We start from the raw sequence: 23,949 nt of genomic DNA, 5'->3' as shown, positions 1-23,949 counted from the left end.
AATTTAATTTTTGGATTATAACATAAAAAATTCATTTTATATCATTTTTGCATAAAATAAATACAGGATGATAAGTGAGTTTGTTTTGAAATTTTTCTTCAAATTCTTTTAAAAAGCTTTTATTTAAAGGATAAAATCCTAAAGAATTTACCCCGCTTAACTTTAAATGTCTAAAAACATCTAAAGCATTATCAAAGCTTAATTTTATGAGTTCTTGAGTGATTTTTACTTCATTAAAATAGACTTTAAAAATTTGCTCTAATTCATTTAAGCTAAAATAATTTAAACCAAAACCCGTACTTTGTTTGATTTCTTTTAAATTTTGTTTTGCAAAAGTAGAAAGAAGTAAAATCCCATTTTGATTTAGCATATCTCTAAGACTTGGTATAATGCGTTTTAAATCAAGCCATTGCAAAGTTGCATTTGAAACAATAAGATCAAATTTCTCTTTACTTAAATCCTGTTTTGCAATTTCATTCATATCAAAAATTAAAATATTAGAATTTTCTTTAAAGTCTAAAATATCGTTTTTTAAATACCCATCAAAAGTAATGAAATTTTGAAGTTTTTTGCTCAATTCACCCCTGCCGCAACCAAATTCAAACACTTTTTCAAAATGTGAAATTTTTAAATCTTTTAAAATTTCACAAAGTTTTAAACCCATAAAATCTTGCACTTTTGCATGTTTTTCATAATCTTTTGCTTTTAAAAAATTCAAATTTCATCCCAAGTTTTAAAATGAAAAAAAGCAAAATGCGGTTCATCTAAAAAAAACAAATTTTTAAAACTATTTTTCAAGGCATTTGGTGGAAAAATTTCATCTTCTTTGCTTGAATAAACCTTATCCCAAAGCCAATTTTCTTCTTGTTTTGTTAAAGCAAAGTCAAAAAGTTTTTCAAGCTCTATTTTCAAAGCTTTTTCATCTTTAAAAATAAAATCTTTGGCTAAGCTTTTGCGTTCTTTAAATAAAGCCTCTTTAAAATGTTCTAATTTAAAATTTTGCAGGGTTTTTTTAAAAATTGCAGGATGAATTCCTTTTGATTTATCTATGCCTAAATTTGTGCCATTTATGGCTATTTTTTGTTTAAAATTAAGCTCTTTTAAAAGTCTATTTGCCACACAAACTCCCATAGAAAAAGCGATTAGAAAAAGTTCATCAAAAGCTTTGAAATCAAAATTTAAATCAAAATTTTCATAATCATAAAATAAAATCACATTTTTATTGCTTTTTAAATGCGAAAAATGACTAGGATGTGAAGCAAATCCCCCAAATATCGCTATAAGTTTTTTTGAATCAGGATTTTTACATAAAAATTCATATTTCATAAAAGCTCTATTATCCTTTCAAGTTCTTCTGTGTTAAGTCCTGCATGTAAGGAAAAACGAATTCTGGCTTTATTCTTTGGCACGGTAGGTTCTTTAATCGCAGGAGCAAAAAATCCAGCTTTTTGGAGTTTTTGTGAAATTTCTAAGGCTTTTTTATTTTCACCTAAAAGCAAGCAAATAATATAAGCATCACCTAAAACAGTGTGATTTTTTTCTTGCAATTTACTTTTAAAAAAAGTACTTAAAAACTCTAATTTTTCTCTTTCTTTCTTAAAATAAGGCATTTTTTTAAAAATAAATTGCGTCCAAGCTACATTAATAGGTGGCAAGGCTGTAGAATAAATAAAAGCTCTAGCTTTGTTGATGAAAAATTTTTTATATTTTTCATCACATATCATACAAGCACCCATGGAGGCAAGGGCTTTTCCAAAGGTAAAAACCAAAAAATCCACTTCATTTTCCAAGGTCAGTTTTTTAACAAACCCCAAACCCTCTTCATCAAAACAACCCACGCTGTGTGCTTCATCTATATAAAGCTGAATTTTATCATAACGTCTTTTAAGCTCACACAAAGTTTTAAAATCGCTAAAATCTCCATCCATACTAAACAAAGCTTCGCTTAAAACGATGATATTTTCATATTTATCATAATATTTTTGGATTAAATTCTCTAAATGATTCATATCTTTATGATGAAAACGAAAAAAATCAGCCCCGCCAAGTCTTAAACCATCAATCATACTTGCATGAATAAATTTATCGGTTAAAAAAAGCGTCTTAGAAACGCTAGAAAGTGCTGCTATACAAGAGATATTTAGATGATAGCCACTATTAAAATGTAAAATTTCCTTATCTTTAAATTTAGTCTTTAAAAAACTTTCTAATTCTTCATAAATTTCAAAATTTCCACTCAAACTTCTTGAACTAGAACTTGAAAAAAACAAATCTTGCTCTTTTAAGGTATTTAAAAACTCAGCTTTTAACTCTTTAGAAGACGCCAAATAAAGATAATCATTTCCTGCTAAATTTAAAAGTTTTTGATTTTGCTTATAAACAAATTTATTTTCATGTTTTAAAGGCGTTAGAGTTCTTAGATTGTGATTTTGCTCTAGATCTTGCAAAATTTTTTCAAGCTTCATTTTTTTCCTGTAAATTTAAAAATTTAAAGTATTATTTTGCCAAAATATTTTTAAAAAAGAAGTTATAATGCAAAATCAAATCTTAAAAAATCTCGATTTAAAACACATTTGGCACCCTTGCACACAAATGAAAGATCACGAAACCCTACCTTTAATCCCTATAAAAACAGCAAAAGGCGTGTGGCTTTATGATTTTGATGATAAAGCTTATATGGATTGTGTGAGTTCTTGGTGGGTAAATCTTTTTGGTCATTGTAATGAAAAAATCGCAAATGCCATTAAAAAACAAGTTGATGAGCTTGAACATGTGATTTTAGCAGGTTTTACACATGAGCCTATCATCAAACTTTCGGCTAGGCTTTGTGAAAAAGTGGGGTGTGATTTTAATAAATGTTTTTATGCGGATAATGGCTCAAGTGCCATTGAAGTAGCACTTAAGATGAGTTTTCATTATCATTTAAATAAAGGTTTGAAAAAAAATAAATTTTTATCCCTAAACAATTCCTATCATGGCGAAACCTTAGGAGCTTTAAGTGTGGGCGATATTGCACTTTATAAAGATACTTACAAAGCCTTGCTTTTGGAGTGTTTAAGCACTCCTGTACCACAAGGTAAAGACTATACTAAAGAGCTTGAAATTTTAAAAGATATTTTAGAAAAACACTCGAGTGAAATTTGTGCTTTTATTCTTGAACCCTTGGTGCAATGTGCGGGAAATATGCACATGTATGAAGCTAGCTTTATCGATGAAGCGATCAAGCTTTGCCATGCTTTTAATGTGCAAGTGATTTTTGATGAAATTGCAGTGGGTTTTGGACGCACAGGAACTTTGTTTGCTTTACATCAATGCAAACAAAGCCCCGATTTTATCTGTCTTTCAAAGGGAGTTACAGGAGGATTTATGCCTCTTTCTGTTGTACTTACAAAGGATGAAATTTATAATACCTTTTATGCACCTTATAGCGAACAAAAAGCCTTTTTACACTCTCATAGCTACACAGGAAACACTCTAGCTTGTGCAGCAGCTAATGCGGTTTTAGATATCTTTGAAAATGAAAATATTTTAGAAAAAAATCAAATTTTAAGCGCCTTTATCCAGCAAGAATTTTCAAAACTTAAAAAATTTGATTTTTTAGGAAATTTTAGAACTTGCGGAATGATTAGTGCTTTTGACATTTTAAGCCATAAACACGAACGCGTGGGACTTTTTGTATTTCAAAAAGCCTTAGAAAAAGGCTTGCTTTTAAGACCTTTAGCAAACACTATATATTTTATGCCTCCTTACATCATCACAAAAGAACAAATCGTTTATGTGGTGGAAAGTTTAGAGCAGATTTTTAAGGAATTTTAAGTTGTAAAATTTCTTGCATTTGTTCCTTAAAGTCTTTATTTAAAATACTATTTTCATCAAAAAAATCAAGATTGATTATAGGAATTTTTGCATAATTTTTTATAAAATCATCTTGCAAGGTATCTTTTTTGCCCATCATTATAAGGGCTAAAAGATTGATATTTCTTTGCTTTAAAGCTTCAATGCTAAGCAAGATATGATTAATACTTCCAAGATAGTATTTTGCTACTAAAATCGTAGGGTGTTTAAAAATATTCATAAAATCAATCATAGTGTAATTTTCATCCATGGGAGAAAAAAGCCCACCCGCAAGCTCAATAAGTAGGTTCTTACTTTTTGGTAAAATGATATCTAGGGCTTTATAATCAAGCTTTTCTTTGATTTTTCCAAGATGAGGAGAAGCAGGAGTTTGTAAAAAAACACCCTCTTTAAAAATCTTTGTTTTTGGGCTAAATTTTGCAATAAACTCGCTATCTGTTGGAGTTCCTGCTTGAATGAGTTTAAAATAATCATAGTTAAAATTCGCACAAAAAGCTGCACTAAAATGTGTTTTTCCTACATCAGTATGTATTCCACTTACATAAATTTGCACAAAAAATCCTTAAGAAAGAAATTTTAAACCCACTGTACAAGCAATAATCACAGTGATTAAAAAAAGTTTTAAAAAACTTTTACTTTCTTTATAAAAAAGCACTCCTATCATTACCCCACCAGCGGTTCCAGCTCCTGTCCATATAGCATAAGCAACACTCATAGCGATATTTTGCATACTTAAACTTAAAAAAGTAAAAGAAAATCCAAAACACACTATCAAAGCCAAAAGGTAAAGCTTGTTTTTAGTGCTTACAAGTTCTTTCATGATCACCACACCAAAAATTTCACAAGCAGTAGCTAAAAACAAATAAAACCATTCCATAACTAAGCTTCCTTGCTTACCCGTTTAAGGGCTATAATGTTTAAAAGTAAAATCGCTATAAGCACAAGTTTAATTACAGAAACAGCCTCGTTAAAAATAAACATTTCATTTAAAACCACTCCTATAGTGCCAATGCCTACAAAAACACTATAAGTAATGCTTACTTCAAGTCTTTCACAAGCTTTTAAAAAACAAGTAAAAGAAATACAAACTCCAATGGCTGTTAAAATATAATGCCAAATTTCTGTAGAATATTTAAGTCCGCTTACCCAAAAGCATTCTATAATCCCACCTAAGATTATTAAAAACCAAGCTATATTGATATTGAATTTTTCATTCACATGAAGCCTTAAATTAACATAATATTTGTAAAACAAATTATATCTTAAAGAAATTAAAAGAAGCTATAAATTTACTTTTCCATAAGCCAAAATTAGATATAATCAAAGCTCATTTTTTAAGAAAGGACAAAAGATGTTAGAAGGTATCGTTAGAGAGAGTATCGGTAGAAAAGCTGCTAAAGCTTTAAAAAGAGATGGTTATCTAATCGCAAACATCTATGGAAAAGGATTAGAAAATATCAATGCCGCTTTTAAAGTAAATGAGTTTATTAAAGAAGTTCGTAAAAAAACTACTTTAATTTTTGATGTAAAAGTAGGTTCTCAAACTTTAAGTGTTGTAGTTGTGGATTATCAAAAAGATCCTGTAACTGCAGAACTTAAACATGTGGATTTAAAAGTTGCGCAAAAAGGTGTGATTTCTAAATACATGGTTCCAGTTAAAATCACAGGAACAGCTATAGGTCTTAAAAATAAAGGTGTTTTAATCCAATCAAAAAGAAGATTAAAAGTAAAATGTGCAGCTGAAAATTTACCAAATTTCTTCGAACTTGATGTAAGTAAACTTGATGTGGGTGATGCTTTACTTGTTCGTGATATTGTAGTTCCTGCAGGAGTAACTATGATTGATGCTGATAGAGTAGCGGTTGTAGGTGTAGAAAAAGCTAGATGATTTTAGTCGTAGGGCTTGGCAATATAGGCGTAGAGTATGAAAATACCCGTCATAATGTCGGTTTTATGCTAATTGACTTGCTTTTAAAAGAAAGCAATTTTACAAATCTTACAAACTCTAAATTTAAAGGAGAACTTTTTAAAATAGGTTCTTCTTTGCTTCTTCTTAAACCTAGTACTTATATGAATAATTCAGGACTTAGTGTAAAAGCAGTGAATGATTTTTATAAATGCGAAAGAATGATAGTTATCCATGATGATATAGATATAAATTTAGGAGCCTTGCGCTTTAAAAAAGGCGGTTCAAGTGGTGGACATAATGGGCTTAAAAGCATCGATACTTTATGTGGAAATGATTATGAAAGAGTGCGCATAGGAGTGGGAAAGGGTGAAAATGTGATTTCCCATGTTTTAGGTAAATTTAAATCCGAAGAAGAAATAACTTTAAGCAAAGTTTTAGAGCATACAAAAAAAGCTTTGCTTGAGCTTATTGAAAATGATGATTTGTCTGCTATATCATCCAAATACAGCCTAAAGGCTTAAGATGTGGATATTTTTTCGTTTTATTTCAGGGATTTATCTAAAAAATTTTTTTATTATATTTTTTTCTTTACTTGGTTTTTATTGCGGTATTGATTTGCTCTTAAATTTTAAAGATCTACCAAAAGCCGCAAATCTTGATTTGCTTTATATTATGTTTTTATCTTTCTCGGCAGTGCCTTATATATTACCCATTTCTTTGATTTTTGCCTTGGTAGTTTCTTTGATTTCTATGATCAGAGCAAATGAATTTGTAAGTCTTTATGCGTTAGGACTGAGCAGAAATTATGTTATTTTATTTCCTTTTTTATGGGCTTTATTTTTTTGTTGTATTTATATAGGATTGAATTTTACTTCTTTTGCTTATGCAAATGATTATAAGAGAAATATTTTAAAAAATGGCACTATTATGAATCAAAGTGGAGAAGTGTTTTTGAAATTTAACAATAATTTTGTTTATATTTCAAAGATAAACAATGGACAAAATAGTGCTCAAAATATAAAAATTTTTAATATTAATGATTTAAATTTAAGTTCTTTTGTAAGTGCCAAAAATGCTCATTTTGAAGGTGAAAGTTGGATTTTGCGAGATGGTAATATTACATTATTACCTAAAAACTATGAACTTGCTAATGATGGTTTAAAGATACAAGATTTCTCTGAGCTTAAATCACTTGAGGGTTTTAAACCAAAGATTATAGAAGGGGTTGCTAGTAATAGTGATTATTCAATATCTGACGCACTTGAAAGTTTTGAGCTTTTTAAGGCGCAAAATGTCAATACAGATGCTCTTAAAATCAATCTTTATAAATTTGTTTTTACTCCTTTTTTTGCACCATTTTTAATGCTTATTATGTATTATTTTTTTCCTGTAATAGCAAGATTTTTTAATCTTGCTTTTGTAACTTTTATAGCTTTTGTAGTGACTTTGATGATTTGGGGAGTCTTGTTTTTGCTTACTAGATTAAGCGAAAATAGTGTGATTGCAAGTGAAATTGGCATTGTAGCGCCTATTATAATTTTGGGTTGTTTAAGTGCTTATATGTATTATAAGCATCGATAAATTAAGCTTTGTGTAGTAAAATTATAAAAATTAAAGGTTAAATATGGATTATAAACAATTAAAGCAAGAATTTAATACTCCTTTTTATATTTACAATTTTGATTTCATAAAAGAGCGTTTTTTAAATCTCAAAGAGGCTTTTAAGGCTAGAAAATCTCAAATTTTTTATGCTGTAAAAGCCAATTCAAATTTAAGTTTGTTGCAAATGCTTGCAAATTTAGATAGTGGATTTGATTGTGTGAGTATAGGTGAGGTAAAGCGTGCCTTAAAAGCAGGGGCAAAAGCTTATAAGATTATTTTTAGTGGAGCAGGAAAAACCAAAGAAGAATTAAGACAAGCTTTAGAATATGATATTTTATATATTAACCTTGAAAGCGAAGCTGAAATGATGCTTTTAGAAAGTGTGGCTAAAGAACTTAATCTAAAGGCAAGAATTAGTATTCGTGTTAATCCAAATGTTGATGCAAAAACACATCCTTATATTTCTACAGGATTAAATGAAAATAAATTTGGTGTTGAAATTGATATAGCAAGAAAAATGTATCTTTATGCAAAAAATTCATCTTTTTTAGAGCCCGTTGGAGTACATTTTCATATAGGTTCGCAACTTTTAGATATTTCTCCCATTCATGAAGCAGCAGGCATCGTTGCAAAACTTGTAAGAGAGTTAAAAGCCTTGCAAATCGATCTTAAATTTTTTGATATAGGCGGTGGTTTGGGTGTGGCTTATGAAAAAGATGAGTGTGAAGTTGATCTTTATAATTATGCACAAGGTGTATTAGCACAACTTCATGGGCTTGATTTAACTATAGGAATGGAGCCTGGAAGGTATTTAGTTGCTAAAAGTGGAGAATTTGTTTGTTCGGTGCTTTATGAAAAACAAAATAAAACCAAGCGTTTTGTTGTAGTAGATGGAGCGATGAATGATCTTATACGCCCAAGTTTATACGAGGCTTATCATGAAATAATCTTACCTTATAATCAAGCTCAAGAGAGTTTATGTGATGTTGTGGGCGGAATTTGTGAGAGTGGAGACTTTTTTGCTAAAGCAAGGTCTTTACCCAGCACTCAAAGTGGTGATATAATGGTTATTAAAAATACTGGAGCTTATGGTTTTAGCATGAGTAGTAATTACAATACTCGTAATAAAGTTTGCGAATTAGCCCTCGAAGAAGGACAGGTAAGATTGATCCGTCAAAGAGAAAATTTTGAAGATCAAATCGCTTTAGAAGAGAAATTTTTAAAGGCTTAAAATGTTTTTTTTGGATGTTCAAGGGACTTTGATTTCTGATCATGATAAATCTTTAATCTATGGTGCTAAAGAATTGATCGATTTTTTAAATGCAAAAAATCTTCCTTATGTTATTATTACTAACAATACAAAAAAACTTGATTTTTTAGAAAAATTACAGCAAAAAGGATTGGCTATAAAAGAAAATGCTTATATTGATCCTTTTAGCGTTTTAAAACATCTTTTAAGACCTTGTAAAGTTGCGGCTTTTGGTGCAGATGAGTTTGTAAAAAGTCTTGAAAATCTTGGTTTTGCACTTGATTTTGTAAATCCTAGCGCTGTGCTTGTGGCTAGTTATGATGATTTTAAATTTAAAGATTTTGCCACTATGATAGAATTGGCTAGAAGAGAAGTTAGATTTATAGCTATGCATGAAACTAGTATTTATAAAAAAGATGGCAGGCCTTATCCTGGTGTAGGTAGCATTATGGCTATGCTTAAAAATGCTATTGATTTTAAATACGAGGTTGTGGGTAAGCCTAGCATTGCTTTTTATAAAGAAGCTTTAAATTTGATAAGAAGACAAAATTCAAAAATCGATTTTGAAGATATTAAAATCATTAGTGATGATTTTAGAGGAGACTTGCTTAAGGCAAAAGAACTTGGCATGAAAACCTTGCTAGTTTTAAGCGGCAAGATAAGCGACACAAAAGGGCTTGATACGGATTTGCTTGATGGAGTTTATCCTAGTGTTTTTGAGTTTTTAAAGGAGCTAAAATGCCAAATTTAGAAGAATTTAGAAATAAAATCGATGCGGTTGATGATAAAATTTTAGAACTTTTAAATGAAAGAATGACTTATGTTAAAAGTATAGGTGAGCTTAAACAAAGTAGCGGGGGAAGTATTTATCGTCCTGAGCGCGAAAGAGCCATTATCAATCGTTTAAAAAATGCAAATTTAGGACTTTTAGATCAAAATGCCATAGAGGCGATTTATCAAGAAATTTTTGCGGTTTCAAGAAATTTAGAAACGCCTCAAACTATAGCTTATTTAGGGCCAGAGGGAACTTATACTCATCAAGCAGCAAGAAGTCGTTTTGGTGCGATGAGTTGTTATATAGCCTTGGCTAATATCGAAGATGTTTTTAAAGAGTTAAGCAACAAAGAAGCAAAATACGGTGTTGTGCCTATAGAAAATAATACCGAAGGTGCAGTAGGTATTACTTTGGATTGTCTAGGTAAGTATAATGAGCTTAAAATTTTTGGTGAAATTTATATGGATATCCATCATTCTTTTGCGGGAATTAATGAAAATTTAAAAGAAATCAAACGTATTTATTCGCATCCACAAGGTTATAATCAATGTCGTAAATTTTTAGAAAGTCATGAACTTAGTGCTATAGAATTTGTTCCTTCAAAATCTACAGCTAATGCGGCTTATCTAGCTTCGCAAGATAAATATGCAGCAGCAATTTGCTCTAAAATAGCGGCTAAGCTTTATAATGTGCCTGTGCTTTTTGATAAAATAGAAGATAATGCAGCCAATAAAACAAGATTTTTAATTTTAAGCGATATTAAAAATCCTAAAATGCCAAATTGTAAAACTTCTATTTTAGCACACACAGCACATAAACCTGGGGGGCTTAGCTTTTTATTAGAGCAGTTTAAAAAAGAAAATATCAATCTTACCAAGCTTGAATCTCGTCCTGTAAAATCAAAAGAATTTTTACACAGTTTTTATATAGATTTTGAAGGACATATTGATGATGAAAATGTAAAAAAAGCTTTAAAAGATATACAAGAGATTGTTTGGCTTGGATCTTATTTATCAGGAGAAAAAGATGAAATTTAATGAATTTTTAAGTCATTTAAGCAATTATGAACCCGGAAAAGATATAGAAGTTATTGCCAAAGAATATGGCGTTAAAGAAGTGATAAAATTAGCAAGTAATGAAAATCCTTTTGGTACGCCACCAAAAGCCATAGAATGTTTAAGACAAAATGCAAACAAAGCTCATCTTTACCCTGATGATAGTATGATAGAACTTAAAAGCATATTGGCTCAAAAATACAAAGTTCAAAATGAAAATATTATTATCGGTGCAGGCAGTGATCAAGTGATTGAATTTGCTATACATGCTAAGTTAAATTCTAAAAATGCTTTTTTGCAAGCTGGAGTTACCTTTGCTATGTATGAAATTTACGCCAAACAATGCGGTGCAAAGTGCTATAAAACTCAAAGCATTACTCATAATTTAGATGAGTTTAAAAAGCTTTATGAAACGCACAAAGATGAAATTAAACTTATTTTCTTATGCTTGCCAAACAATCCTTTAGGCGAGTGTTTGGATGCAAGTGAAGTGACCAAATTTATTAAAGGTGTGGAGGAGGATTGTTTAGTTGTGATTGATGCAGCTTATAATGAATTTGCAAGTTTTAAAGATAGCAAAAAACATTTAAAACCTTGTGAATTGATTAAAGAATTTGACAATGTACTTTATTTGGGAACTTTTTCTAAGCTTTATGGATTAGGAGGCTTACGCATTGGTTATGGCATAGCTGATGCTAGTATTATTAGTGCATTTTACAAGCTTCGTGCGCCTTTTAATGTGAGCAATCTTGCTTTAAAAGCAGCAGTTGCAGCAATAAATGATGATGAATTTACTGAAAAAACTTTAGAGAATAATTTTTCTCAAATGGAGCTTTATAAAGAATTTGCTAAAAAACATAATATCAAAATCATTGATAGTTATACAAATTTCATCACTTATTTTTTTGATGAAAAAAATAGTACAGATTTGTCTGAAAAATTGCTTAAAAAGGGTATAATAATAAGAAATTTAAAAAGCTATGGTTTAAATGCTATACGCATTACTATAGGAACATCTTATGAAAATGAAAGATTTTTTACAGAATTTGATAAGATTTTAAGATAGATATAAATCAAATAAAAATATGTAAAATTCGCCAAACTAAGGGATGAGAATTAATGGATTTTAAAAATATGTTTCATCAAATTGGGCAACTTTATCAAAATTTAACTCGCAAGCAGCGTATAGTGATTGCTGCATCTATTGTAGTGGTGGTTGGGTTTTTGGTTTTTTTAGCTTTATTTCGCGGAAGTGGTAGTAATGCAAATAATGGATATGCAGTTTTAGTTGAAAATGTAAGTCCAAGTTCTTCTGCTGCAATTGTAGCTAAACTTGAACAAAATAATATTCCCTATAAATTAGAAAGTGAAAATAAAATTTTAGTTCCACAAGATCAGGTTTATCGTCAAAGAATGTTTATTGCAAGCGAAGGTCTTATAAAAGATAGTCGCGTGGGTTTTGAAGCTTTTGATACTCAAGCTTTTGGAGCTACAAATGAAGAACAAAAGGTAAAATACCAAAGAGCCATAGAAGGCGAACTTGCAAGAACTATTGAGACTTTAGAACCTATTCGTAGTGCTGTTGTACACATAGCATTTCCTAAAGATAGTGTTTTTACCGAAAGGCAAATTCCGCCTACAGCTTCAGTTGTTGTTAATGTTCGCGAAGGCTTAAAGCTTACTAGAAAACAAATTGATGGCATAAAAAATATTGTTTCAGCGGCAGTTCCAAAACTTACTAAGGAAAATGTTAAGATTAGTGACCAAAGTGGTGTACCTTTAGATGAGCAAGAAGCATATGAAGATGACTTGGTTCGTGCGCAAATTAAATTTAAAAGTGATCAAGAAAAAGCTTTAGAAGATAAGATTATAGAAAATTTAGCTCCTTTTGCAGGTGGTATGGATAAAGTAAAAGTGAGTGTAAATATAGATTTTGATTTTTCCAAGCAAGAATCTCAAAGTGAAATTTATGATCCAAATCCTATAGTGCGTAGTGAGCAAACTTTAAACGAGGAAAGAACAGGTAGAAAAGATCCAGAAATTCAGGGTGTTCCAGGTGCTGTTTCTAATATAGGTCCTGTTGAAGGACTTGACAATAAGGGTCAAATTGACACTTATAAAAAAAATCAAGTTACTACAAATAATGAACTTTCTAAAACTATTACAAATACCAAAAAACAATTTGCAACAGTTTTACGCACTTCAGCAGCTGTTACTATAGATGGAAAATATCAAGATGTGGTTGATGAAAATGGAAATGTAAAAAGCGAATATGTTCCATTAACCAAAGAAGAGCTTGCAAGTGTTGAGAGTATAGTTAAAAATACTATTAATTTTAGTGCCGCTAGAGGTGATAGTGTTGTAGTTCAAAATTTACCATTTCATCGTGAGTCGATTAGAGTTGAGAGTAAAGTTAAAACTTTTTATAATCGTTTTATTGAGCCGTTTATTCCACCGGTTAAGTATTTTATTGCAGCGATTTTACTTTTTATTTTTTACAAAAAAGTTATTACTCCATTTACTCAAAAAATGCTTGAAGATGTCGCAGCACAAGAAGAAATGCAACAAGGTCCAAATGCTGTTTTAGATGATGTTGAAGATACTTTGGAAAAAATGAATGCAGCAAGGAAAAAAGTTGAAGAACAACTTGGTTTCGGAGATAATTTCAATGAAGATTCTATCCAGTATGAGGTTTTGCTTGAAAAATTGCGTGGTTTGGTAAGTGATAAAAGCGAGGAAATTGCTGCACTTTTGCAAAATTTAATTCAAAACGATAGTGAATTTGGTGAAAAGGATATGTGATGATAAAGCTAAGTGAAGAACAAAAAATGGTCTATGATGATTTATCGATGCCTGAAAAGGTGGCGATATTTCTTATACAACTTGGCGAAGATGCAACAACTTCTGTGTTTTCACATATGGAAATTGATGTAATTACAGAAATTTCACGTTATATTGCTATGGCTAAAAATGTTGATAGATCCGTAGCTACTGCAGTTTTAGAAGAATTTTACACTCTGCTTCAATCAAATCAATATATTAAAAGTGGTGGTTTGGAATATGCTAAAGAAATACTTTTTCGTACTTTTGGGCCAGAGATTGCAAATAAAATTCTTGAAAAACTCACTAAAAGTATGGAGAATAATCAAAATTTTGCTTATTTGGCGCAAATTAAACCACAGCAACTTGCAGACTTTATTACTAAAGAGCACCCACAAACCATCGCTCTTATTTTGGCACATATGGATTCTATTCATGCGGCAGAAACTTTAGAGTATTTTAGCGATGAATTAAGGGCTGAGGTGGTTATAAGAATGGCAAATCTTGGCGATATTTCTCCAAGTATTATTAAAAGAGTTTCTGCAGTGCTAGAAAGCAAGCTTGAAAGTCTTACCTCTTATAAGGTTGAAGTGGGCGGCCCAAGAGCAGTAGCAGAAGTGCTTAATCGTTTGGGTCAAAAAGCAAGCAAATCAACCATTACTTATATTGAACAAAGTGATGAACGCTTAGCAGAGACTATTAAAGAGCTTATGTTCACTTTCGATGATATACAAAAACTTAGTACTCAAGCTATAAGAGAAATTTTAAAAGTAGCCGATAAGCGTGATTTAATGATAGGTTTAAAAGGCGCAAGTGAAGAGTTAAAGCAAAAATTCTTAGCCAATATGTCTACGCGTGCAAGCGAAGCTTTTCTTGAAGAAATGGGTTTTTTGGGTGCTGTGCGTGTTAAAGATGTTGAAGATGCACAAAGAAAGGTTGTTGAAGTGGTGCAAAAACTTGCAGAACAAGGTCTTGTTCAAACAGGCGATGCGGATGAAATGATAGAGTAGGTGAGAGATGGTTAATCGTAGTAATGTAATTTCCGGTGGGGATTCTGATCAGCATGTTGTTGAAGGATATCGTTTTAAAGTTATTTCAGAATTTGATAATCATACAGGTGAAAAAAAACATACTCAAACTCCAGATGAAGAAAATGCTAATATATCTTTAAATGACGAAAAACCAGTCGAAGAAAATCATGCTATTGCCCCTACGCAAGCTGTTATGGAAACTCAAATTCCAACATTTCAACCAAGTTTTGTTGAAGATTTGCTTAAAAAAACAGATGAAATGTCAAGCAATATTATTAAACTTCAAATGCAAATAGAAAGTCAAGAGAATGAATTTAATAACCGCTTAAATTCAGAACTTGAAAATGCTAAAGAAAAATTTGCCAAAGAAGGTTATGAGAAAGCAAAAGAAGAATTTCAAAAGGAATTGAGTGATTTTAAAGATAAGTATTTAAAAAGTATAGCCAAGCTCGATAATGCTTGTGAAAATCTTGAAAATTTTATAGAAAAAAACGAGAAAGAATTAGCAGATACTGCTATAGATATCGCTAAAGAAGTAATCTTAAAAGAACTTGAACTAAATTCAAGTAAGATAGCTTATGCTTTGGCCAAAGATTTAATCGGCGAGCTTAAGGGTGCTAGTGCAATTGAGCTTAAGGTTAATGCAGAGGATTATGAGTATTTAAAAGAGCAATTTGATCAGAATGCTCATATTAAAATAAGTCTTGATGATGCAATTAGCAAAGGAAGTGTTATTATTATAAGTGATGCAGGCAATATAGAGTCCAATCTTAACTCTCGTCTAACTAAAATTAAAAAAATGGTGAATAATGAGTAAAAAATTTGCCCATACTCAAGAAGAGTTAGAAAAGCTAAGTTTAAAAGAATTAGAAAATTTAGCAGCATCTATGCGTGAAAAAATCATACAAGTTGTGAGTAAAAATGGTGGGCATTTAAGTTCAAATTTGGGTGCTGTAGAACTTAGTATAGCAATGCATTTGGTTTTTGATGCAAAAAAAGATCCTTTTATTTTTGATGTGTCACATCAGTCTTATACACACAAGCTTTTAAGCGGAAAAGAAGAAATATTTGATACTTTAAGACAAATCAATGGTTTAAGTGGTTATACAAAACCTAGTGAGGGGGATTATTTTGTAGCAGGGCATTCTAGCACCTCTATTTCTTTGGCAGTAGGTGCTTGTAAGGCCATTGCTTTAAAAGGTGAAAAGCGTATTCCTGTTGCTTTGATTGGAGATGGTGCTTTAAGTGCGGGTATGGCCTATGAGGCTTTAAATGAATTGGGTGATTCTAAATTTCCTTGCGTAATACTTTTAAATGATAATGAAATGAGTATTTCAAAACCAATTGGAGCAATTTCAAAGTATCTTTCTCAGGCTATGGCAACGCAGTTTTATCAAAGTTTTAAAAAGCGTATTGCTAAAATGTTGGATATATTGCCTGATAGTGCTACTTATATGGCCAAGCGTTTTGAAGAGAGTTTCAAACTTATTACTCCTGGGCTTTTGTTTGAAGAATTAGGGCTTGAATATATAGGGCCTATTGATGGACATAATCTAGGTGAAATTATTTCTGCATTAAAACAAGCAAAAGCTATGCAAAAGCCTTGTGTGATACATGCTCAAACCATAAAGGGTAAAGGCTATGCTTTAGCCGAAGGAAAACATGCTAAATGGCACGGGGTGGGAGCTTTTGATATAGATAGTGGAGAGAGTGTTAAAAAAAGTGATACTAAAAAATCTGCTACTGAAATTTTTTCTAAAAATTTGCTTGATTTAGCCTCAAAATATGAAAATATTGTTGGGGTTACGGCGGCTATGCCAAGTGGAACAGGTCTTGATAAGCTTATAGAAAAATATCCAAATCGTTTTTGGGATGTGGCTATTGCAGAACAGCATGCAGTAACTTCTATGGCTGCTATGGCAAAAGAAGGATTTAAACCTTTTATTGCAATATATAGCACCTTTTTGCAGCGTGCTTATGATCAAGTGATTCATGATTGTGCAATTATGAATTTAAATGTGGTTTTTGCTATGGATAGAGCAGGGATAGTAGGCGAAGATGGGGAGACACATCAAGGTGTTTTTGATCTTAGTTTTTTAGCTCCTTTGCCAAATTTCACTCTTTTAGCCCCAAGAGATGAGCAAATGATGCAAAATATAATGGAGTACGCTTATTTACATCAAGGACCTATTGCTTTTCGTTATCCTAGAGGGAGTTTTATTTTGGATAAAGAATTTAATCCTTGTGAGATAAAACTTGGTAAGGCACAATGGCTTGTAAAAAATAATAGTGAAATTGCTTTTTTGGGTTATGGACAAGGTGTGGCAAAAGCGTGGCAAGTTTTAAGAGCCTTGCAAGAAATGAATAATAATGCTAATTTGATTGATTTAATTTTTGCTAAACCTTTAGATGAAGAGTTTTTGTGTGAGCTTGCTAAAAAAAGTAAAATTTGGTTTATTTTTAGTGAAAATGTTAAAATTGGCGGTATAGAAAGTTTAATTAATAATTTTTTACAAAAATATGATTTGCATGTAAAAGTTGTTAGCTTTGAATATGAAGACAAATTTATTGAACATGGAAAAACAAGTGAGGTGGAAAAAAATCTAGAAAAAGATGTCAATAGTTTGTTGATGAAAGTTTTAAAATTTTATCATTAAATAATAAAAAATATTATTTAATATAAACTTCTTTTAATAAAAATTTTATTATTATTTCCACTTAAAAAAGCAAGGAATAAATAAAATGGAATTACTACAAATGCTTAAAAAACATGAGTTAAAAGCTACTCCGCAAAGACTATGTGTTTTAAAAATTTTAAAAAGACATGAGCATCCTAATATTGATGAATTATATGCAGAAATTAAAAAAGAATACCCTTCAATCTCTTTAGCGACGGTTTATAAAAATCTTAATACTTTACAAGAACAAGGTTTAGTTGTTGAAATCAATGTTTTAAATCAAAAAACTTGTTACGATATTTACGAAGAAGAACATATTCACGTTGTTTGCACCAAATGTGGTGGTATAGAGGATTTAAGTTTTAAAGATGCTAAGCTTTATGAATATCAAGAGCATTTAGAAAAAAAGATAGGCAATCTCGTCAATCATCTGTCCGTTTGTGCTTATGTTGATAGTTGTAAAAAGTGTCATTAAGCAAAATAAGGTTAAAATAGCCCATATATTTTAAGGGTTATTTTAATGGTTTATGAAATTCAAAAAAACTTTTTACTATCTGATTGCACTCTTTTAGAGAATTTAAAAAAAGATAATATACCTTTTCGAAATTCTAAATTTGAAACTTTTTATACTCAAATAACTTCAAATCATAGTGTTAAATTTCAAAGTTTTTGCAATGAATTTTATAAAATTACAAAATTTAATAATTCAATTTTAGAACAGAATCAAGAAGAGAAAATTTCTAAAAAAAAATTTGAAAAAGCTCGAAAAAAGATTATAGGAAAGAGCATTAAAAAAGAACGCTTCGAATTTAAATTGTGTTCTTTAAAAAGTTATATTGATATTTATGAAGAGCCTAAAATTTGTATTTTAAAAATATTTTTTCCAACATTGGATAGTTCCGATGAATTTAAAATTCCTAAAGATTTTAAAATTCAAAAAGAATTACATCATGATTTAAATTCTAAACATATCGTTTTATATGGTTTTGAATATCAAAAGTTTGATATAGAGAAATGTTTTAAAATTATAGAAAAAAATCAGAATTTTAGCTTGGATTTTCCAAATTATATTAATGCTTATGATGGATTTAGGATTTTTTTATTTTATTTATTTAAAAAATTAAAATTTTATTGGACTTTATCTTTAGAGAGAAAAGATAAGCAAAGTTTATGTGAATTTTTATTTTATTCAAGAAGTTTGTATATAGTTTTATCAAGCATGAATACTATTTTAGATAAAAATTTGAGTAATATTTTGGCTTTAAAGTTTAAAGATATAACGAAAAAAACTCAAAATATTTTAGCAAGTGAAAATTCAAATCAAGATTTATTATTATTTTTAAGTGATGAAAAAATCCAAGATTTGTTTAATGACTTTGATTTTTTCATAAAGGAAAATTCTTTTTATGAAGGCGATTGCAAAGATAGGTTTTTTAAACAACTTATTGCGTTAGAACTTAGAAAAAAAATTATTTTATTTAGAAAAAATATACTAAAAAATTTTGATTTAGAGCTTTTTGAAAATAGTTTTTTTGAATTAGCAATATTTTTAGAATATTTTTACCGTTTTTTAGAGATAAAAAATTTAAACAAACTTTATGAAAAATATTGTAAAGATAGGGATAAAAATATTTTTTCCAAAATAATCAATAATAAAAATAAATTTTGCAAATTACTTAAAAAATCAAGTAAAAATTTGAAAATTTACAAAGGATAAAAATGCAAAAACAAGAAAAAATTATAGAAATGTTTAATCAAATTGCACCTACTTATGATAAGGCGAATAGAATTTTAAGCTTTGGAGCTGATGTAGTGTGGCGCAAAAAAGCTTGTCAAAGAGTGATGAGTTTGTATTTAAAAAAAGATTTAAAAATCGCTGATATTGCCTGTGGCACAGGGGATATGATAGAGATTTGGCAAGAGAGTGCTTTAAAAATGGAAAAAAATATTTTAAATATTAAAGGTATTGATCCAAGTAGTGGCATGCTAAATGTTGCAAAAGAAAAATTTCCAAATGTCGAATTTATAGAAGCAGGGGCGCAAAATTTACCTTTAGAAAGTCAAAGTTTAGATATTTTAAGCATTAGTTATGGCATTCGCAATGTTGTAGAAAGACAAAAAGCCTTAAGTGAATTTGCTAGAGTACTTCAAAAAGATGGTATTTTGGTAGTTTTGGAATTTACAAAAAGAGAAAAGGGTGGATTTATAGCAGCTTGTAGAGATTTTTATCTTAAAAATATTTTACCAAGTATAGGTGGGATAATCAGTAAAAATAAAAGTGCTTATGAGTATTTGCCAAACTCTATTGAAGGATTTTTAAGTAAGGAAGAATTCATCTTAGAACTTAAAAATGCTGGTTTTGAAATGCTTGATTATAAAAGTTTTAGCTTTGGCGTGAGTTCAATGTTTATAGCAAAAAAACTATGACACCAACAGAATTAAATCTTAAAGCAAAGGCTTTATTAGAAACACATTTTGATAATATAGTTTTAAGTGGAGAAATTTCAAAAATTACTTTGCATGGTTCAGGGCATTGGTATTTTGATTTAAAAGATGAAAGATCAAGCATTGCTTGTGCTATGTTTAAAGGAGCTAATTTAAAAGTCGGGTTTAAACCAGCGGTGGGGGATTTTTTAGAGCTTTGTGGAAGTGTGAGTTTATATCCTGAAAGCGGTCGTTATCAATTTATCGCTACTAGTATGAAAAAAGCAGGTTTTGGGGATTTGGAAGCGCAGTTTTTAGCTTTAAAAGAGCGTTTGCAAAAAGAAGGACTTTTTGATTCACGCTTTAAAAAATCTTTGCCAAAATTTCCTAAAAAAGTAGGCATTATCACTTCAAAAACTTCTGCTGCTTTACAAGATATGTTAAAACTTATTCATCAAAAAGAATATTTTTTGGCAAAAATTTATATTTTTGATGCTTTAACTCAAGGAAATAATGCTTCTTTTTCTCTTATACAAGCTTTAAAGAAAGCCGATGATATGGATTTAGATGTTCTTATTATAGCACGTGGCGGAGGAAGCAGGGAAGATCTTTTTTGTTTTAATGATGAAAATTTAGCAAGAGAGATTTTTAAAGCAAAAACTCCTATTATTTCAGCCATAGGACATGAGATTGATTATGTTATTAGTGATTTTGTTGCAGATTTTAGAGCTCCAACACCCTCAGCTGCTATAGATGCTTTGTTTTATTCTAAGTTAGATATAGAACAAAGTTTAGATTTAATGGAAGAAAAATTAATGCAACTTTGGAATCATAAAATACAAAATTATGAAAATTTGCTTTTAAATTTAAGTAAATTTTTCAAATTTAATTCTTTACCAAAAATAATAGATGAAAAAATAAAACAAAGCTATAATATAGAAAAGCAATTAAATCATCTACTGGCAAATCAAATGCGTTATAATGAATTAAAATTAGATAAATTGCAAAATGCTTATTTGCAACATGAGAATTTTTTTAATAAAAGCAAAAAGTTTATTTGTATCAGAAAAAATGGTAAAATAGCAAATTTAGAAGATCTTAAGAGTGATGATATTGTTATTTTAAGTTCTCAAACTTCTCAAAAAGAAGCAAAAATTTTATAAGGATAGATTATGAGAAAAATCAATTTCAGCGCAGGGCCATCAACTTTACCTTTAGAAATTTTAGAGCAAGCTCAAAAAGAACTCTGTGATTATCAAGGTAGGGGTTATTCTATAATGGAAATTTCTCACCGCGCAAAAGTATTTGAAGAAGTGCATTTTGGAGCACAAGAGAAAGCTAAAAAACTTTACGGGTTAAATGATGATTATGAAGTATTATTTTTACAAGGTGGAGCAAGTTTGCAATTTGCTATGATTCCTATGAATTTAGCTTTAAACGGGGTTTGTGAATATGCAAATACAGGAGTTTGGACAAAAAAAGCAATTAAAGAAGCACAAATTTTAGGTGTCAATGTTAAAACCGTAGCAAGTAGCGAGGAAAGTAATTTCGATCATATTCCTAGTGTGGAATTTAGTGATAATGCTGATTATGCTTATATTTGTTCTAACAATACTATTTACGGCACTCAATATCAAAATTATCCTAAAACTAAAGCTCCTTTGATTGTGGATGCATCGAGTGATTTTTTTTCTAGAAAAGTAGATTTTTCAAATATCGCTCTTTTTTATGGCGGGGTGCAAAAAAATGCTGGAATTTCGGGTTTAAGTTGTATTTTTATCCGTAAAGATATATTAGAAAGATCTAAAAATAAACAAATTCCTAGTATGTTAAATTATTTGACTCATGCTGAGAATCAGTCCTTGTTTAATACGCCTCCAACCTTTGCCATTTATATGTTTAATCTTGAAATGGATTGGCTTTTAAATCAAGGTGGGCTTGATAAAGTGTATGAGAAAAATTCTCAAAAAGCTACTATGCTTTATGAATGTATTGATTTAAGTAATGGATTTTATAAAGGACATGCAGATAAAAAGGATAGATCTTTAATGAATGTGAGTTTTAATATTGCTAAAAATAAAGATTTAGAGTCTCTTTTTGTAAAGGAAGCCGAAGAAGCTGGAATGATAGGACTTAAAGGACATAGAATTTTAGGAGGAATTCGTGCAAGTATTTATAATGCGCTTAATTTGGATCAGGTAAAAACCTTGTGTGAATTTATGAAAGAATTTCAAGGAAAATATGCATGATAAAGCGTTGTGATGAGTGCGATAGAATGTCGCAAATTATTGTTTTTGATAAATATTTTAAGACTGCAGGACAAGTGGCTTTTGAACCTAGCGGAGATATTAAAAAACAAACTAAAGAAGCGCTTGCAGAACTTGATGCTTTGTTTGAAAAAATAGGCGCAAACAAAGGAGATTTGATTCAAATTCAAATCTGGTTAGCTAATATGCAAGATTTTGACGCAATGAATGAAATTTATGATGCTTGGATTAAAAATTATCCTAAACCTGTTAGAGCTTGTGTAGGAAGTGCTTTAGCAGAGGGTTATTTGGTAGAAATTCAAGCTTTTGGAAAGCTAAGAGAGAATTAAAAATTCTCTCCTCCAAATTTTAAAAGCGCAGATCCCCAAGTAAAACCACCGCCAAAAGCATCTAGCAAGATCAGATCTCCTTTTTTAAGCCGACCTTCTTCATAGGCATCATTCATTGCCATAGGTATAGAAGCAGCTGAAGTATTGCCATATTTTTGCACAGTGATCACACATTTTTCATCGCTTAGATTGAGTTTTTCTTGGACGGCTTTAATGATGCGTAGATTAGCTTGATGAGGAATAAAAAGATCAATTTCTTGTGCTAAAATGTTATTTTTAGCTAAAATTTCTACAACATCATTACTAAGCGTGTTTACTGCTATTTTAAAAACTTCATTGCCTTTCATTTGCATAGAAAGTGTTTGACATAGGCTTGATTTTTGCGATCTTTGAGTCATTAAAAGATCTCCATAATTACCATTGCTTGCAGTATGTACATCAAGGATATGATTTTCATTATCCAAACTTACAACTCCAGCACCTGCACCGTCTCCAAAGAGTATGCAAATACTTCTGTCATTGTAATCCATAATGGAACTTGTTTTTTCAGCTCCTATGATTAAAACATTTTTTTTCAAACCACTTTCTACTAAGGCTTTAGCTTGTTCAAGTAAATAGATAAAACCAGAACAAGCTGCTGAAATATCAAAAGCGCTAATATTTACAAGTCCTAAATTTGAAGCAATTTTACAAGCCGTTGAAGGCATAGTAAAATAATCAGGACTTAAAGTAGCTACAAGAATCGCATCAATATCTTCAGGTTTTAAATTTGCTCTTTCTATGGCTTTTAATGCAGCTTTTGTGCCCAAATCACTGGTATTTTCATTTTCACTAGCAATGCGCCTTTCTTTAATACCTGTGCGTTTAGTGATCCATTCATCGGTGGTATCTACCATTTTTTCAAGATCAGCATTGCTTAAAATTTTTTCTGGAATATAAGAAGCTATACTTTTAAGACTGGCTTTAAGCATTGTATTTCCCAAGTTCATTTTCTATAAGTTCATTGATATGAGATTGGCTAAAATTTATAGCTTGAAAAATTGCATTTTTAATAGCTCTAGAATCGCTTTTTCCATGACTTATGATCACACAGCCATTAACTCCAAGAAGGGGTGCTCCGCCATATTCTTGCCAATCTGTGTGTTTTTTTAATTTTTTAAAAGATGGCTTCATAAGTAAAGCACCTATTTTAGAAATAAAAGATTGTTTTACTTCGTTTTTTAGAAGTTGAAAAATAGCTGTTGCTACACCTTCGCAAGCCTTTAAAATAACATTTCCATCAAAACCATCACAGACTAAAACATCTATTTCACCATTGAAAATATCTCTACCTTCAGCATTACCTATAAAATTTGGAATTTTTTTCATAAGCTGATGACTTTCTTTGGTAAGTTCATTACCTTTGCATTCTTCTTCACCATTAGAAAGTAAAGCAAGGCGTGGTTTTTGAATTTGCATGATTGCTCTAGCATAAACTTCACCCATTATGGCAAATTGAAATAAATTTTCAGCTTTACAATCTGTATTAGCTCCAACATCCAAAAGTAAAGTTTTGTTAACGATATTTGGCATTAAAGTGGCAATAGCAGGTCTTGAAATACCTTTAAGTCTTCCAAGCCTTAAGGTAGCCAAAGACATACTTGCTCCACTATGACCCGCTGAAACTACAGCATCTACTTTTTTTTCTTTTAATAAATTAATAGCTTTGTATATGGTTGTTTCTTTATTTTTTAAAGCATCTGTGGCATTTTCATTCATCGAAAAAATTTCACTAGCTTCTTCGTATTGTATATATTGCTCTAATTTTTTTGGTATTAAAGGTTTTAGAATTTTAGAATTTCCCACTAAGATAGCGTTAAAAGGTTTTGCTTCTAGTGCCTTTAAAACGCCTTCTATAATGGGTTTTTCTCCAAAATCACCACCCATTGCATCAATGGCAATGTTAATCATTGATT

At 30.3% G+C, this 23,949-nt stretch carries 26 protein-coding genes; 18 read left to right on the top strand and 8 right to left on the bottom strand.

Annotated features, from left to right (window positions below):
- Nucleotides 1–31: 31 nt before the first annotated feature.
- Genes bioC through AJ881_RS03540 form a run of 3 tightly spaced genes read right to left on the bottom strand, consistent with a single transcriptional unit; the run spans nucleotide 32 to nucleotide 2,465 of the window.
- A complete protein-coding gene (gene bioC / locus AJ881_RS03550; protein WP_044780378.1) occupies nucleotides 32–718 on the bottom strand; it encodes a malonyl-ACP O-methyltransferase BioC in 687 nt (228 codons plus the stop codon).
- Nucleotides 715–1,326, bottom strand: a complete 612-nt coding sequence (locus AJ881_RS03545; protein ID WP_070282949.1) for a pimeloyl-ACP methyl esterase BioG family protein — start codon at nucleotides 1,324–1,326, stop codon at nucleotides 715–717. Before AJ881_RS03545 ends, bioC begins: the two co-directional genes overlap by 4 nt.
- Complete coding sequence (locus AJ881_RS03540) at nucleotides 1,323–2,465, bottom strand: aminotransferase class I/II-fold pyridoxal phosphate-dependent enzyme (RefSeq protein ID WP_070282951.1); 1,143 nt, start codon at nucleotides 2,463–2,465, stop codon at nucleotides 1,323–1,325. The genes AJ881_RS03545 and AJ881_RS03540 overlap by 4 nt, the downstream gene beginning before the upstream one ends.
- A gap of 67 nt (nucleotides 2,466–2,532) precedes the next feature.
- On the opposite strand from AJ881_RS03540, the gene AJ881_RS03535 reads away from it, so the two are divergent.
- Entirely contained in the window at nucleotides 2,533–3,816 is a 1,284-nt protein-coding gene (locus tag AJ881_RS03535) for an adenosylmethionine--8-amino-7-oxononanoate transaminase (protein ID WP_070282953.1), read from the top strand.
- Here the strand turns inward: AJ881_RS03535 and AJ881_RS03530 are convergent.
- From AJ881_RS03530 to AJ881_RS03520, 3 genes are read right to left on the bottom strand one after another with little or no spacing between them, the layout of a single operon-like run.
- Nucleotides 3,803–4,408 (bottom strand): dethiobiotin synthase, encoded by a 606-nt coding sequence (locus tag AJ881_RS03530; RefSeq protein ID WP_044793922.1) that lies wholly within the window; start codon nucleotides 4,406–4,408, stop codon nucleotides 3,803–3,805. The genes AJ881_RS03535 and AJ881_RS03530 overlap by 14 nt on opposite strands.
- Before the next feature lie 9 nt (nucleotides 4,409–4,417).
- Entirely contained in the window at nucleotides 4,418–4,732 is a 315-nt protein-coding gene (locus AJ881_RS03525; RefSeq protein WP_002857436.1) for a DMT family transporter, read from the bottom strand.
- Nucleotides 4,733–4,734: 2 nt separating this feature from the next.
- The gene (locus AJ881_RS03520) at nucleotides 4,735–5,073 is read right to left on the bottom strand and encodes a DMT family transporter (protein WP_044793924.1); all 339 of its coding nucleotides are present in this window, start codon (nucleotides 5,071–5,073) and stop codon (nucleotides 4,735–4,737) included.
- Nucleotides 5,074–5,206: 133 nt separating this feature from the next.
- Between AJ881_RS03520 and AJ881_RS03515 the strand changes: the two genes are divergently transcribed.
- The 17 genes from AJ881_RS03515 (at nucleotide 5,207) to AJ881_RS03435 (ending at nucleotide 21,994) form a co-directional block, all read left to right on the top strand.
- Nucleotides 5,207–5,743, top strand: coding sequence for a 50S ribosomal protein L25/general stress protein Ctc (locus tag AJ881_RS03515; protein ID WP_002791314.1), 537 nt, complete (start codon nucleotides 5,207–5,209; stop codon nucleotides 5,741–5,743).
- Complete coding sequence (gene pth / locus AJ881_RS03510; protein ID WP_002857525.1) at nucleotides 5,740–6,285, top strand: aminoacyl-tRNA hydrolase; 546 nt, start codon at nucleotides 5,740–5,742, stop codon at nucleotides 6,283–6,285. Before AJ881_RS03515 ends, pth begins: the two co-directional genes overlap by 4 nt.
- Before the next feature lies 1 nt (nucleotide 6,286).
- Nucleotides 6,287–7,345, top strand: a complete 1,059-nt coding sequence (locus tag AJ881_RS03505) for an LptF/LptG family permease (protein ID WP_070282955.1) — start codon at nucleotides 6,287–6,289, stop codon at nucleotides 7,343–7,345.
- Nucleotides 7,346–7,388: 43 nt separating this feature from the next.
- Nucleotides 7,389–8,597 (top strand): diaminopimelate decarboxylase, encoded by a 1,209-nt coding sequence (gene lysA / locus AJ881_RS03500; RefSeq protein WP_070282957.1) that lies wholly within the window; start codon nucleotides 7,389–7,391, stop codon nucleotides 8,595–8,597.
- 1 nt (nucleotide 8,598) lies between these two features.
- Nucleotides 8,599–9,366 (top strand): HAD-IIA family hydrolase, encoded by a 768-nt coding sequence (locus tag AJ881_RS03495; protein ID WP_070282959.1) that lies wholly within the window; start codon nucleotides 8,599–8,601, stop codon nucleotides 9,364–9,366.
- Nucleotides 9,354–10,427 (top strand): prephenate dehydratase, encoded by a 1,074-nt coding sequence (pheA, locus tag AJ881_RS03490; RefSeq protein ID WP_052858502.1) that lies wholly within the window; start codon nucleotides 9,354–9,356, stop codon nucleotides 10,425–10,427. Before AJ881_RS03495 ends, pheA begins: the two co-directional genes overlap by 13 nt.
- Entirely contained in the window at nucleotides 10,417–11,511 is a 1,095-nt protein-coding gene (gene hisC / locus AJ881_RS03485; protein ID WP_070282961.1) for a histidinol-phosphate transaminase, read from the top strand. The genes pheA and hisC overlap by 11 nt, the downstream gene beginning before the upstream one ends.
- A 53-nt stretch (nucleotides 11,512–11,564) precedes the next feature.
- A complete protein-coding gene (gene fliF / locus AJ881_RS03480; RefSeq protein ID WP_002870740.1) occupies nucleotides 11,565–13,247 on the top strand; it encodes a flagellar basal-body MS-ring/collar protein FliF in 1,683 nt (560 codons plus the stop codon).
- Nucleotides 13,247–14,275 (top strand): flagellar motor switch protein FliG, encoded by a 1,029-nt coding sequence (gene fliG / locus AJ881_RS03475; protein WP_002854670.1) that lies wholly within the window; start codon nucleotides 13,247–13,249, stop codon nucleotides 14,273–14,275. Before fliF ends, fliG begins: the two co-directional genes overlap by 1 nt.
- A 7-nt stretch (nucleotides 14,276–14,282) precedes the next feature.
- Nucleotides 14,283–15,113 (top strand): flagellar assembly protein FliH, encoded by an 831-nt coding sequence (gene fliH, locus AJ881_RS03470; protein ID WP_070282963.1) that lies wholly within the window; start codon nucleotides 14,283–14,285, stop codon nucleotides 15,111–15,113.
- Nucleotides 15,106–16,953: a 1-deoxy-D-xylulose-5-phosphate synthase gene (gene dxs, locus AJ881_RS03465; RefSeq protein ID WP_070282964.1), complete on the top strand. Its 1,848-nt coding sequence runs from the start codon at nucleotides 15,106–15,108 to the stop codon at nucleotides 16,951–16,953. The genes fliH and dxs overlap by 8 nt, the downstream gene beginning before the upstream one ends.
- Before the next feature lie 85 nt (nucleotides 16,954–17,038).
- Nucleotides 17,039–17,449 (top strand): peroxide-responsive transcriptional repressor PerR, encoded by a 411-nt coding sequence (gene perR, locus AJ881_RS03460; RefSeq protein WP_002870743.1) that lies wholly within the window; start codon nucleotides 17,039–17,041, stop codon nucleotides 17,447–17,449.
- A 45-nt stretch (nucleotides 17,450–17,494) separates the two neighbouring features.
- Nucleotides 17,495–18,691: a hypothetical protein gene (locus tag AJ881_RS03455; RefSeq protein ID WP_070285339.1), complete on the top strand. Its 1,197-nt coding sequence runs from the start codon at nucleotides 17,495–17,497 to the stop codon at nucleotides 18,689–18,691.
- A 2-nt stretch (nucleotides 18,692–18,693) separates the two neighbouring features.
- Nucleotides 18,694–19,401: a bifunctional demethylmenaquinone methyltransferase/2-methoxy-6-polyprenyl-1,4-benzoquinol methylase UbiE gene (ubiE, locus tag AJ881_RS03450; RefSeq protein WP_044305778.1), complete on the top strand. Its 708-nt coding sequence runs from the start codon at nucleotides 18,694–18,696 to the stop codon at nucleotides 19,399–19,401.
- Nucleotides 19,398–20,561 (top strand): exodeoxyribonuclease VII large subunit, encoded by a 1,164-nt coding sequence (xseA, locus tag AJ881_RS03445; protein WP_044793878.1) that lies wholly within the window; start codon nucleotides 19,398–19,400, stop codon nucleotides 20,559–20,561. Before ubiE ends, xseA begins: the two co-directional genes overlap by 4 nt.
- 9 nt (nucleotides 20,562–20,570) lie before the next feature.
- On the top strand, nucleotides 20,571–21,647 hold the full coding sequence (serC, locus tag AJ881_RS03440) for a phosphoserine transaminase (protein WP_070282966.1): 1,077 nt from the start codon (nucleotides 20,571–20,573) through the stop codon (nucleotides 21,645–21,647).
- On the top strand, nucleotides 21,644–21,994 hold the full coding sequence (locus AJ881_RS03435) for a RidA family protein (RefSeq protein ID WP_070282967.1): 351 nt from the start codon (nucleotides 21,644–21,646) through the stop codon (nucleotides 21,992–21,994). The genes serC and AJ881_RS03435 overlap by 4 nt, the downstream gene beginning before the upstream one ends.
- On the opposite strand, the gene AJ881_RS03430 is transcribed toward AJ881_RS03435, so the two are convergent.
- Nucleotides 21,991–22,965: a beta-ketoacyl-ACP synthase III gene (locus tag AJ881_RS03430; RefSeq protein WP_070282969.1), complete on the bottom strand. Its 975-nt coding sequence runs from the start codon at nucleotides 22,963–22,965 to the stop codon at nucleotides 21,991–21,993. The genes AJ881_RS03435 and AJ881_RS03430 overlap by 4 nt on opposite strands.
- Nucleotides 22,958–23,944 carry a phosphate acyltransferase PlsX gene (gene plsX, locus AJ881_RS03425; protein WP_002857325.1) on the bottom strand — a complete coding sequence of 329 codons (987 nt, stop codon included), beginning with the start codon at nucleotides 23,942–23,944 and terminating at the stop codon, nucleotides 22,958–22,960. The genes AJ881_RS03430 and plsX overlap by 8 nt, the downstream gene beginning before the upstream one ends.
- Nucleotides 23,945–23,949 lie beyond the last annotated feature (5 nt).

It is taken from the genome of Campylobacter sp. BCW_6460 (assembly GCF_001762705.1).
Lineage (GTDB): Bacteria > Campylobacterota > Campylobacteria > Campylobacterales > Campylobacteraceae > Campylobacter_D > Campylobacter_D jejuni.
Note: the sequence above shows the minus strand (reverse complement) of the source record. Positions and strands in the feature narration are given on the sequence as shown.

Excerpts from the sequence above, each read along its gene's own strand:
- fliF (WP_002870740.1), top strand. The coding sequence starts at position 11,565 with ATGGATTTTAAAAATATGTTTCATCAAATTGGGCAACTTTATCAAAAT.
- hisC (WP_070282961.1), top strand. The coding sequence starts at position 10,417 with ATGAAATTTAATGAATTTTTAAGTCATTTAAGCAATTATGAACCCGGA.
- xseA (WP_044793878.1), top strand. The coding sequence starts at position 19,398 with ATGACACCAACAGAATTAAATCTTAAAGCAAAGGCTTTATTAGAAACA.
- AJ881_RS03515 (WP_002791314.1), top strand. The coding sequence starts at position 5,207 with ATGTTAGAAGGTATCGTTAGAGAGAGTATCGGTAGAAAAGCTGCTAAA.
- serC (WP_070282966.1), top strand. The coding sequence starts at position 20,571 with ATGAGAAAAATCAATTTCAGCGCAGGGCCATCAACTTTACCTTTAGAA.
- AJ881_RS03505 (WP_070282955.1), top strand. The coding sequence starts at position 6,287 with ATGTGGATATTTTTTCGTTTTATTTCAGGGATTTATCTAAAAAATTTT.
- AJ881_RS03525 (WP_002857436.1), bottom strand. The coding sequence starts at position 4,732 with ATGGAATGGTTTTATTTGTTTTTAGCTACTGCTTGTGAAATTTTTGGT.
- AJ881_RS03535 (WP_070282953.1), top strand. The coding sequence starts at position 2,533 with ATGCAAAATCAAATCTTAAAAAATCTCGATTTAAAACACATTTGGCAC.
- perR (WP_002870743.1), top strand. The coding sequence starts at position 17,039 with ATGGAATTACTACAAATGCTTAAAAAACATGAGTTAAAAGCTACTCCG.
- pth (WP_002857525.1), top strand. The coding sequence starts at position 5,740 with ATGATTTTAGTCGTAGGGCTTGGCAATATAGGCGTAGAGTATGAAAAT.
- ubiE (WP_044305778.1), top strand. The coding sequence starts at position 18,694 with ATGCAAAAACAAGAAAAAATTATAGAAATGTTTAATCAAATTGCACCT.
- AJ881_RS03540 (WP_070282951.1), bottom strand. The coding sequence starts at position 2,465 with ATGAAGCTTGAAAAAATTTTGCAAGATCTAGAGCAAAATCACAATCTA.
- AJ881_RS03430 (WP_070282969.1), bottom strand. The coding sequence starts at position 22,965 with ATGCTTAAAGCCAGTCTTAAAAGTATAGCTTCTTATATTCCAGAAAAA.
- pheA (WP_052858502.1), top strand. The coding sequence starts at position 9,354 with ATGCCAAATTTAGAAGAATTTAGAAATAAAATCGATGCGGTTGATGAT.
- dxs (WP_070282964.1), top strand. The coding sequence starts at position 15,106 with ATGAGTAAAAAATTTGCCCATACTCAAGAAGAGTTAGAAAAGCTAAGT.
- fliH (WP_070282963.1), top strand. The coding sequence starts at position 14,283 with ATGGTTAATCGTAGTAATGTAATTTCCGGTGGGGATTCTGATCAGCAT.
- fliG (WP_002854670.1), top strand. The coding sequence starts at position 13,247 with ATGATAAAGCTAAGTGAAGAACAAAAAATGGTCTATGATGATTTATCG.
- AJ881_RS03495 (WP_070282959.1), top strand. The coding sequence starts at position 8,599 with ATGTTTTTTTTGGATGTTCAAGGGACTTTGATTTCTGATCATGATAAA.
- AJ881_RS03435 (WP_070282967.1), top strand. The coding sequence starts at position 21,644 with ATGATAAAGCGTTGTGATGAGTGCGATAGAATGTCGCAAATTATTGTT.
- plsX (WP_002857325.1), bottom strand. The coding sequence starts at position 23,944 with ATGATTAACATTGCCATTGATGCAATGGGTGGTGATTTTGGAGAAAAA.
- AJ881_RS03455 (WP_070285339.1), top strand. The coding sequence starts at position 17,495 with ATGGTTTATGAAATTCAAAAAAACTTTTTACTATCTGATTGCACTCTT.
- AJ881_RS03545 (WP_070282949.1), bottom strand. The coding sequence starts at position 1,326 with ATGAAATATGAATTTTTATGTAAAAATCCTGATTCAAAAAAACTTATA.
- lysA (WP_070282957.1), top strand. The coding sequence starts at position 7,389 with ATGGATTATAAACAATTAAAGCAAGAATTTAATACTCCTTTTTATATT.